Annotated in this window: 10 protein-coding genes and 1 pseudogene; 8 read left to right on the top strand and 3 right to left on the bottom strand. The window is 66.8% G+C overall.

Annotated elements, in window-relative coordinates:
• The 8 genes and pseudogenes from AC04L7_RS06400 to AC04L7_RS06365 all read left to right on the top strand — a co-directional run.
• Positions 1-267: pseudogene (locus AC04L7_RS06400) on the top strand (signal recognition particle protein); the annotation flags it as partial.
• Between the two features lie 100 nt (positions 268-367).
• Positions 368-1,168: an aminotransferase class IV family protein gene (locus tag AC04L7_RS06395; RefSeq protein ID WP_475512709.1), complete on the top strand. Its 801-nt coding sequence runs from the start codon at positions 368-370 to the stop codon at positions 1,166-1,168.
• Between the two features lie 104 nt (positions 1,169-1,272).
• Positions 1,273-1,530 carry a 30S ribosomal protein S16 gene (gene rpsP / locus AC04L7_RS06390; protein WP_296280628.1) on the top strand — a complete coding sequence of 86 codons (258 nt, stop codon included), beginning with the start codon at positions 1,273-1,275 and terminating at the stop codon, positions 1,528-1,530.
• A gap of 37 nt (positions 1,531-1,567) precedes the next feature.
• Positions 1,568-2,095: a ribosome maturation factor RimM gene (gene rimM, locus AC04L7_RS06385; RefSeq protein ID WP_435999617.1), complete on the top strand. Its 528-nt coding sequence runs from the start codon at positions 1,568-1,570 to the stop codon at positions 2,093-2,095.
• A 135-nt stretch (positions 2,096-2,230) separates the two neighbouring features.
• On the top strand, positions 2,231-2,989 hold the full coding sequence (gene trmD, locus AC04L7_RS06380) for a tRNA (guanosine(37)-N1)-methyltransferase TrmD (RefSeq protein ID WP_475512708.1): 759 nt from the start codon (positions 2,231-2,233) through the stop codon (positions 2,987-2,989).
• Between the two features lie 149 nt (positions 2,990-3,138).
• Positions 3,139-3,543, top strand: a complete 405-nt coding sequence (rplS, locus tag AC04L7_RS06375; RefSeq protein ID WP_241045774.1) for a 50S ribosomal protein L19 — start codon at positions 3,139-3,141, stop codon at positions 3,541-3,543.
• 126 nt (positions 3,544-3,669) lie between these two features.
• Complete coding sequence (locus AC04L7_RS06370) at positions 3,670-4,734, top strand: hypothetical protein (protein ID WP_299342896.1); 1,065 nt, start codon at positions 3,670-3,672, stop codon at positions 4,732-4,734.
• 23 nt (positions 4,735-4,757) lie between these two features.
• Positions 4,758-5,165, top strand: coding sequence for an RNA-binding S4 domain-containing protein (locus tag AC04L7_RS06365; RefSeq protein WP_475512707.1), 408 nt, complete (start codon positions 4,758-4,760; stop codon positions 5,163-5,165).
• 68 nt (positions 5,166-5,233) lie between these two features.
• Here AC04L7_RS06365 and AC04L7_RS06360 read toward each other — a convergent pair whose 3' ends face one another.
• From AC04L7_RS06360 to AC04L7_RS06350, 3 genes are all read right to left on the bottom strand, one after another.
• Complete coding sequence (locus AC04L7_RS06360; RefSeq protein ID WP_435999610.1) at positions 5,234-5,851, bottom strand: DUF937 domain-containing protein; 618 nt, start codon at positions 5,849-5,851, stop codon at positions 5,234-5,236.
• 142 nt (positions 5,852-5,993) lie between these two features.
• On the bottom strand, positions 5,994-8,240 hold the full coding sequence (gene katG, locus AC04L7_RS06355; RefSeq protein ID WP_435999608.1) for a catalase/peroxidase HPI: 2,247 nt from the start codon (positions 8,238-8,240) through the stop codon (positions 5,994-5,996).
• 400 nt (positions 8,241-8,640) lie between these two features.
• Positions 8,641-9,642: MutS-related protein (locus AC04L7_RS06350; protein WP_475512706.1), on the bottom strand; the 1,002-nt coding region annotated here is incomplete at its 5' end.

Raw genomic sequence — 9,642 nt, 5'->3', positions numbered from 1 at the left:
CAGCAGGGCAAGGAAGTGCCGCGCATGATTGCCATCATCAATTCGATGACGAAGAAGGAGCGTCGCAACCCGGCGCTGCTGAATGGCTCGCGCCGTGCGCGCATCGCCAAGGGCGCGGGCCTGACGCCGGCCGACGTCAACAAGCTGATGAAGCAGTACCAGCAGATGGAAAAGATGATGGGCAAGCTGGCCGGCGGCGGCATGAAGGGCATGATGCGCAACATGAAGAGCATGATGGGCGGCCGCGGCGGCATGCCGTTCCGCTGATGCTTTCGCTTGCTGTGGGAGCGACGTAAGTCGCGATCTTGCCTCCGCTCATCGCGACTTACGTCGCTCCCACATTGGATTGAAGCGGAGTTCCGGTCCCATGACGCTCGCTTACCTCAACGGCAAACCCGCCAGCGCCGACGATCTGCGCGCGCTGGCATTGTCAAACTATGGCCACTTCACCTCGATGCAGGTGCGCGACGGTGCCGTGCAGGGCCGTGACTTGCATGTCCGGCGGCTCGAAGAGGCGACGCAGGCTCTGTTTGGCGCCGCGTTCGATGGCGTGACGGCCTTGCGCCAGGCGGCGCATGCGATGGAATCCGCCGACCTGCGCGATGCGTCCCTGCGCATCACGGTGTTCTCCCTGCGCTTCGACTACCGCGATCCTGCGCGTGCAGTGACGCCGGATGTGCTGGTCACGCTCGCGCCCCCTTCCACGGCGGAAAAGCCGGCGCTGCGGGTGAAGACGTATCCGTTCGTGCGTCCACTGCCGCAGTTCAAGCATGTCGGGACGTTCCCGCTGTTCCATTACCGCAGGCAGGCGCTGGCGGACGGCTTCGACGATGCGTTGTTCGTCGATCCTGCGGGGTGCGTGGTGGAGGGGTCGATCTGGAATCTGGGGCTGTGGGACGGCGCGACGGTCATCTGGCCCCAGGGTCCCGCCCTCCGCGGAACGACCGAGCAGCTGTTGCAACACGCCCTGGGTGCCAAGGGCGTATCGYAGCGGCATGAGCCGGTCGCGGTGGCTGAGCTGGCACGGTTCCGGGCGGGATTTGCCTGCAATGCCAGTGGCTTGCAGCCCGTGACCGGGGTCGACGCTGTCGCATGGGGGGCTGATACCGATCTGATGGCCGGGCTGTCGGACGTCCTGCGCGCCGTCCCCTGGGAGCCGCTGGCCTGACCTGCCCGCCTGCGCCATGGGCGGGGTTTTCCTGACGGATTCAATGGCTTAGAATAGCCGGCTTACCTCGCCATTCTGGCGACTGGGCAACACTGGAAAACACCATGGTCAAGATCCGTCTCACCCGCGGCGGCGCCAAGAAGCGCCCCTTCTACCACATCATCGTCACCGACTCGCGCAGCGCGCGTGACGGTCGCAACATCGAGCGCGTCGGCTTCTACAACCCGGTCGCCGCTGGTGCCGAGAAGCGCGTCGAACTCGACGTCGCCCGCGTCGACCATTGGGTCGGCAACGGCGCACAGCTGACCGAGAAGGTCCGCAGCCTGTACAAGGAAGTCGCCAAGTCCGCTCCGGCGGCCTGATGGCCCGGCCGCGCGAACGGCGCGGCCTTTCCTTCGCATGAACACCGAGCGCCCACCGACCCCGCAGAAGATGATTCTGCTGGGAAGGCTTCTGGGCGCTTTTGGTGTGCGTGGCCAGATCAAGATCGAATCCTGGACCGAGCCGCGCGAGGCCATCTTCCGCTACCAGCCGTGGACGCTGCGCGATGCGTCCGGCGCCCAGCGCGAGCTGAGCGGCGCGCGCGGCAAGGCATCGGGCAAGCATCTGGTGGCCACATTGCCGGGCGTGGAAGACCGCGATCAGGTCGAGGCGATGCACGGGCAGGAGATCCTCGTTCCGCGCGCTGCCCTGCCGCCGCCGAGCGCGGGCGAGTTCTACTGGGTCGATCTGGAGGGGCTTCGCGTCGTCAATGCCGACGGGACCGACTTCGGCACCGTCTCCCACCTGTTTTCCACCGGCGCCAATGATGTGCTCGTCGTGCGCGGCGACCGTGAGCGGCTGATTCCCTTCGTCGAACCCGATTACGTCCGCTCGGTGGATTTCGAGGCGGGCGTGGTCACCGTGGACTGGGACCCGGCGTTCTAGCAGTGAGCGGAGAGCAGTGGGTAAGGATGCCGGAGTTCCTGTCGCGCCGTGCCGTCATCGCTCCACTCGCGCTCTCCCGTGTTCTGCCGGCGCTCCTGCTCACTGCTCACCCCTCTCCACTCACTTCTCCCCTCCATGCGCATCGACGTCATGACCCTGTTCCCCGACTTCATCGCCCAGGCCGCGGCGGTGGGCGTGGTGGGGCGTGCGCAGGAACGGGGGCTGTTGTCGCTGCATGGCTGGAATCCGCGCGACYACGCCAGCGGTGGCTATCGCCGCGTGGATGACAGCCCGTTCGGTGGCGGTCCCGGCATGGTGATGATGATCGAGCCCTTGCAGGCGTGCCTCTCGGCGGTCCGCGCCGCCGATGCACAGCCTGCGCCGCTGATCTACCTGAGTCCGCAGGGTGCGCCGCTCACCCAGAAGAAGGCGCGTGAGCTGGCCGCGCTGCCGCGCATGATCCTGCTGTGCGGCCGCTACGAGGGCGTGGACGAGCGTTTTCTCGACGCCGAAGTCGACGAGGAAATCTCCATCGGCGATTACGTGCTCTCCGGCGGCGAGCTGGCTGCGGCGGTGCTCATCGACGCCGTCGGCCGGCTGCAGGAGGGGGCGCTGAACGATGCCGACTCGGCCGTCCAGGACAGCTTCGAGGGGGATGGCCTGCTGGACTGTCCGCACTTCACCCACCCGTCCCGCCATCCGCTGGGCGACGTGCCGGCCGTGCTGCGCTCCGGCGACCATGCGGCCATCGCGCGCTGGCGCCGGCAGCAGGCATTGGGGCGGACCTGGCTGCGGCGGCCGGACCTGCTGGACGAGACCGGTCTGTCCAAGGCCGACAAGGCCCTGCTGGAGGCGTTCAAGGCCAGCCAGGCCGGCGGGGAAGGCGCAGGGTAGCCAGCCCGGCCCGGAATCCGGTAGAATGCGCGACCCTTGGGCGGTTCTCGCCTGCGGACCCCATAACAATATCGTGCAGCGCAATCCGGCGACTGCATCAGTTTCCGCTGTCGCAAGACACGATCACGCATACAAGCATTGGTGCCAACATGAGCAAGCTCCTCCAGGAATTCGAAGCCTCCCAGATCACGCGCGAGCTGCCCGCGTTCGGCCCCGGTGACACGGTCGTCGTCAACGTGAAGGTCAAGGAAGGCAACCGCGAGCGTGTGCAGGCGTACGAAGGCGTCGTCATCGCCAAGAAGAACGCCGGCCTGAACTCCGCCTTCACCGTGCGCAAGATCTCGCACGGCTACGGCGTCGAGCGCGTCTTCCAGACCCACAGCGCCTCCATCGACTCGGTCGAAGTGAAGCGCCGCGGCAAGGTCCGCGCCGGCAAGCTGTACTACCTGCGCGAGCTGGAAGGCAAGGCGGCCCGCATCAAGGAAGACCTGGCCGCGAACGCCGCCGCCAAGGTCGCCCGCCAGGCGGCTGCCGCCGCTGCCGCTGCCGAGTAATACCGGCTCGAGCGCGTCGCAACGGACGGCCACCTTCGGGTGGCCGTTTGCGTTGGGGCATCGCGTATGTTTTTTATCTGGCCGGCCCGCAGTGGTCCTTCCACTTTCCCATCGGATTCGTGTGTGATGACGCGTGACTGGAAAAGGCGGCGGCGCCGCCTCATGGCCTTGATGGCGGGCCTTCTGATGCTCGGCGAGCTGGCCGCCGCCACGTCACCGAGCCGGCGATTCACGCTCGACGCGTTGTCTCCCCTTGCGTCGGCTTCGGAACTCACCTCGCGCCTGCTGACGCCCGTGACCCAGGATCGCATCCTCAAGTTTCGCGAAAAGGTGGATTTCAGCTTCAGGGAACAGACCATCGAAGTGGGGGAAGAGCCTTACGAGCTTTTCGTCCCCGAGCCTGCTGCGGACGGAACATACGGCCTGCTGGTCTTCATCTGGCCGGGCGACGAGATCCAGGTGCCGGAAGGATGGTGGAAAGTCCTTCGGGACAACCACATCATCTATGTCGCTTCCCGTCGTTCGAGCAATGTCGAGAATATCTTCGACCGACGCGTGCCGTTGGCGCTCCATGGCTACGAGTACGTGCGTAGCCGTTACAGACTGGCTCCCGGACGCGTGTACATCGGCGGTTTCTCCGGTGGCTCGCGCACCGCGCAGCGGGTGGTGATGGCGTACCCGGACGTGTTCCATGGCGTGCTGCTCATCGGCGGCAGCGATCCGCTCGGCGGGGAGAGCGGATTCACGCTGCCGTCGACCGCGCTGTCCCGCGAACTCCAGCAACGTACGCGGTTCGTGTTCTCGACAGGGGGCAACGATTCACCCAATCGTGCGAAGGATGCACGTACCCGTAAAGACCTCGAAGCATTGTGCATGCAGGGCATTCGGCTGGTTCCGCAGAACGGCGTCGAACATTGGGTGCCGGACGGTCGTGGATTCGGCAGGGCCTTGAAGCAGTTGGAGATGCCGGTATCGCAACGTGCGGATGCCGGTGCCTGTGCCGGCGCGCTCGATCAAAGCATCCAGGCGCAACTCGACGCGGTCGCGGCCAAGGTGGGAAGTGGAGAGCTCGATGAGGCGGGACGGCTGCTTGCGCGACTCGATGCGCACTATGGCGGACTGGCGGCCCCACGCAGCGTCGAGCTGTCGCGGATTATCGCGGAAAAGGCGGGGCTGTATGAACTGCCTTAGCGCGACTCCGTCGGGCGCGTCCGATGCATAGCGGCAGTACGCAGCCCGACGCGATCAGGCTGGATATCTGGCTCTGGGCGGCCCGCTTCTTCAAGACCCGCAGCCTGGCCAAACAGGCGATCGAGACCGGCAAGGTCGAAGCGGGCGGGCAGCGGGCGAAAGCGTCGCGGGGGGTGCGCGTGGGCGACGTGCTGKCGATAACGCGCGGCGAGGACGTGTTCGAGGTCGAAGTGCGTGCGCTCAGCGACAAGCGGGCGTCGGCGACCGTGGCGCAGGCGTTGTATCTGGAATCAGACGCCTCCCGGTCGCGGCGCCTTGCCGCGCTGGCGGCAAGGCAGGCGGAGCGCGCGGGGTATCAGGCGCCGTCGTCGCGTCCCGACAAGCGTGCGCGGCGCCTGATCCGTGCGCTGGGCGATATCGACGCCCTGTGACAGGGGACTGCATGAAGAAGGGCGCCATCGGCGCCCTTCTTCACTGCCGCGTCGAGGCGTGATGCGTATCAGCGCCGGCCGCCCAACATGCCGCTGCCGATCTTGAGGATGTCGCCCAGGCCCAGTTGGCCGTCGCCGTCCTGGTCCAGCACCGCGCCCAGCAGGCCACCCCCGAGTCCGCCCTGTTGCTGCGCGGCCTGGCGTTCCTGGCCGAGCACCTGGCCCAGCGTATTCGGACCAGCATCGCCTTGGCCGAGGAAACGCTGCGCCAGGAAGGACAGCACGATCGGCGCGAGGATCTTCATCAGCATCGCCGACTTGTCGCCACCCAACCCGGTCGCCTGACCCAGGCTGGCTTCCGCGCGCGGCTGCGCACCACCGAAGATGTGACCCAGGATGGCTGCGCCATCCGTCTGGCGACTCGGCGCCGAACCGCCGCCGAGCACAGCCCCCAGCACGCTGCCGAGGTCGAGGCCGGCATGGTCTTTCTGCAGGGCACCGAACAGCGCCTCCGCGCCCTGCGGTTGTGCTGCGTTCTTGCCCAGCGCGCCCAGCAGCAAGGGCAGGGCGGCGGCCACGGCGCCGGAGGTCTGCATCTGGCCCACGCCGAGTTGCTGCGAAACCTGTTGCAAGGGCGCGCCCTGCAGCTGGGCGAAGAGTTCTTCTGCGAGTGACTGGTTGCTCATGGTGTGGCCGTCCTCCTGGACGCGATGGGTGGCGCCGATCATCCTAGCGCCAAATCCCGTGACCTCCGTCTCACAATAGACCGGACCGACCGGCGGATCGGGTCCAACCCGCACGCGCCGCGTGCGGGTCGCGACCATCGCGCTACGCCAGATCGAAGCGATCCAGTTCCATCACCTTGGTCCAGGCGGCGACGAAGTCGTCCACGAACTTCGCCTCGCCATCGCGACTCGCGTAGACCTCGGCCAGCGCGCGCAACACCGAGTTGGAGCCGAACACCAGATCTACGCGCGTGCCAGTCCATTTCACGGCGCCGGTCTTTCGGTCGCGGCCCTCGTAGCTGTTGGCGCCGGTCGCTTTCCATTCGGTACCCATGTCGAGCAGGTTGACGAAGAAGTCGTTGCTCAACGTGCCCGGCTTGTCGGTGAACACGCCATGCGCACCGCCGTCGGCATTCGCGCCCAATGCGCGCAGGCCGCCGACCAGGACGGTCATCTCCGGGGCCGTGAGGGTCAGCAGCTGCGCGCGATCCACCAGCAAGTGCTCCGCCGGCACGGCGGAGCGTCCCTTGAGGTAGTTGCGGAAACCGTCCGCCACCGGTTCCAGCACGGCGAACGAGGCCACATCGGTCTGGTCGGCACGCGCATCGGTGCGGCCTGCGCGGAACGGCACGGTGACATCGTGACCGCCCGCCCTGGCCGCCTGTTCGACCCCCACGCCACCGGCCAGCACGATCAGGTCCGCGAGCGAGACCTTCTTGCCGCCGGCGGCATCCAGGTTGAATTCCATCTGGATCCGTTCCAGCGCCTTCAGTACCTTCGACAACTGGTCCGGCCGGTTGACCGCCCAGTCTTTCTGCGGAGCAAGGCGGATGCGTGCGCCGTTGGCGCCGCCCCGCTTGTCGCCGCCGCGGAAGGTCGAGGCCGAGGCCCATGCCGTGGAGACCAGCTCGGCGACGGACAGTCCCGAGGCGGCTATCTTCTGCTTCAACAACGCGACGTCACCGGCGTCGATGGTCGCGTAGTCCGCCTTCGGCAGCGGGTCCTGCCACACCAGTTCTTCCTTCGGAACCTCCGGACCCAGGTAGCGGGCGCGCGGACCCATGTCGCGGTGGGTCAGCTTGAACCACGCACGCGCGAAGGCCTCGGCGAATGCCTGCGGGTTTTCGAGGAAGCGCCTGGAGATCGGGCCGTAGACCGGATCGAAGCGCAGCGACAGGTCGGTGGTCAGCATCTTGGGGCGCTGCTTCCGGGTTTTGTCGTGCGCATGCGGCACGTCCTCGGGGGCGTCCTTGGCGACCCACTGGTGCGCGCCGGCCGGCGATTTCTCGAGTTCCCATTCGAAGCCGAACAGGTTTTCAAAGAACTTGTTGCTCCACAGCGTCGGCGTCTGCGTCCAGGTCACTTCGATGCCCGAGGTGATCGTGTCACCGCCGCGGCCGCTGCCGAACTTGTTGTGCCAGCCGAAGCCCTGTGCTTCCAGTTCGTCGGCTTCGGGCTCGGCACCGACGTTGTCGGCGGGGCCGGCACCGTGAGTCTTGCCGAACGTATGGCCGCCGGCGATCAGGGCGACGGTTTCTTCATCGTCCATCGCCATGCGCGCGAACGTGTCACGGATGTCCTTCGCCGCCAGCAGTGGGTCCGGATTGCCGTCGGGTCCTTCCGGATTCACGTAGATCAGGCCCATCTGCACGGCGGCGAGCGGGTTTTCAAGACGGCGCGAATGCACGTCGCCATCGGCGTCGTCGTCAGACACCAGCACGGCGGCATCGCCGGGTTTCTCCACGCCGTCCGAGCCGTGCGCATAGCGCAAGTCGCCGCCCAGCCATGTCGTCTCCCGGCCCCAGTAGACGTCCTGGTCGGGCTCCCACACGTCCTCGCGTCCGCCACCGAAACCGAAGGTGCGGAACCCCATGGTTTCCAGTGCCACATTGCCGGTCAGGATCATCAGGTCGGCCCAGGAGATGCTCTGGCCGTACTTCTGCTTGATCGGCCACAGCAGGCGGCGCGCCTTGTCCAGGCTGACGTTGTCCGGCCAGCTGTTGAGCGGGGCGAAGCGCTGCTGCCCGCGACCGCCGCCGCCGCGCCCGTCCTGGATGCGATACGTGCCCGCGCTGTGCCATGCCATGCGGATGAAGAGACCGCCGTAGTGTCCGAAGTCGGCCGGCCACCAGTCCTGCGAGTCGGTCATCAGGTCGCGCAGGTCCTTTTTCAGCGCGTGGTAGTCCAGCTTGTTGAAGGCCTCCGCATAGTCGAATCCGCTCCCCAGTGGATTGGAGCGCGAGGAATGCTGGTTCAAGAGATCCACGCGCAACTGGTTGGGCCACCAGTCGCGGTTGCCGGTACCGCCACCGGCGGTGGGATGGAACGGGCATTTCGATTCGGTGGTCATGGATTTCCTTCCTTTGGCGGTCGGGTGAGTGGGTGGGAGCGGGGTGGTGTCACGCGGGATAYAACGCGACGCGGCGACGTCAATCGCGCGTGCGGCAGGGCAAGGCGGGAGCGGCATGCCGATGGTCAGGCAGGAGATGCGCGTTGATGGCTGACGTCCCCGGCGGTGCGTTGGCGGATGGCGACCAGACTAGGCAGTGCGGACGATCAATGAAAATCGTTTGTAGCGAAGAGTCCGATAGCGGTGCTCAATGGTGCGGCGCGCCATCGCCCCTCCCTGAAACTGGTCTCACGATACTCCGCGCGCGTTACGCGGATGTTGGAGATGCGGGCGCAGCCGCAGGCGACGGAGGCCGCACGGCGATGGCTTTACCCATCCGCGCGACCTCGCGCAGCGCGTTTCAGAGCAGCGCCTTGAGCCGATATAGGGCTTCCAGGGCCTGCTTCGGCGTCAATTCGTCGGGATCCAGCGCGGCGAGCGCTTCCTGCGCGGCGGAGGGTGTCGCGGCGAACAGTCCGAACTGTTGCGGGGCATCGAGCGCCTGCGGCGCCATGTCCGAGGCGTGCGTGTCGCGACCGCGCTGCTCCAGTTCCGCGAGTCGGCGCCGCGCCTGTTTCAGGGTGATCTTCGGAAGTCCGGCCAGCGCCGCGACCTGCAGGCCGAAGCTGCGATCGGCCGCACCGTCCTTGACCGCATGCATGAAGACCAGCGTGTCGCCGTGCTCCACCGCATCCAGGTGCACGTTGGCGATGCCACTGGCGGGTTCGTTGGCCAGTGCAGTCAGTTCGAAATAGTGCGTGGCGAACAGCGTATAGCAGCGGTTGCTGGCCGCCAGATGACGCGCCACCGCATCGGCCAGCGCGAGCCCGTCGTAGGTGGACGTGCCGCGGCCGATTTCATCCATCAGCACCAGCGACTGCGCGGTGGCGTGATGCAGGATGTAGCTGGTCTCGGCCATTTCCACCATGAAGGTGGACTGCCCGCGCGCGAGGTCGTCGCCAGCGCCGATGCGGGTCAGGATGCGGTCGATCGGCCCGATCACCGCCCGCGAGGCCGGCACRAAGCTGCCGATGTGCGCGAGCAGCACGATCAACGCGTTCTGCCGCATGTACGTCGACTTGCCGCCCATGTTGGGGCCGGTGATGACCAGCATGCGGCGGCCCTCGTCCAGGCGCAGGTCATTGGGCTCGAATGGCTCCTTGCGCACCGCCTCGACCACCGGATGGCGGCCGCGCTCGATGCACAGGCCGGGCGCTTCGGCCAGTTCGGGCCGTGCCCAATCCAGTTCCTGCGCGCGCTCGGCGAAGGACGCCAGCACGTCGAGTTCGCTGAGCGCGGCTGCACAGCGCTTGAGCGGTTCCAGGCGCGCATTGAGCGTATCCAGCAGCGCGTCGTACAGCAG

The sequence above is a fragment of the Pseudoxanthomonas sp. LjRoot204_2 genome (assembly GCF_056175765.1).
The sequence above is the reverse complement of the archived record's forward strand: the minus strand, read 5'-3'. Positions and strand labels throughout refer to the sequence as shown.

What these genes read in the sequence shown, in the direction of transcription:
- rplS (WP_241045774.1), top strand. Translation starts at nt 3,139, where the DNA reads ATGAGCAAGCTCCTCCAGGAATTCGAAGCCTCCCAGATCACGCGCGAG.
- rimM (WP_435999617.1), top strand. Translation starts at nt 1,568, where the DNA reads ATGAACACCGAGCGCCCACCGACCCCGCAGAAGATGATTCTGCTGGGA.
- katG (WP_435999608.1), bottom strand. Translation starts at nt 8,240, where the DNA reads ATGACCACCGAATCGAAATGCCCGTTCCATCCCACCGCCGGTGGCGGT.
- AC04L7_RS06360 (WP_435999610.1), bottom strand. Translation starts at nt 5,851, where the DNA reads ATGAGCAACCAGTCACTCGCAGAAGAACTCTTCGCCCAGCTGCAGGGC.
- AC04L7_RS06370 (WP_299342896.1), top strand. Translation starts at nt 3,670, where the DNA reads ATGACGCGTGACTGGAAAAGGCGGCGGCGCCGCCTCATGGCCTTGATG.
- rpsP (WP_296280628.1), top strand. Translation starts at nt 1,273, where the DNA reads ATGGTCAAGATCCGTCTCACCCGCGGCGGCGCCAAGAAGCGCCCCTTC.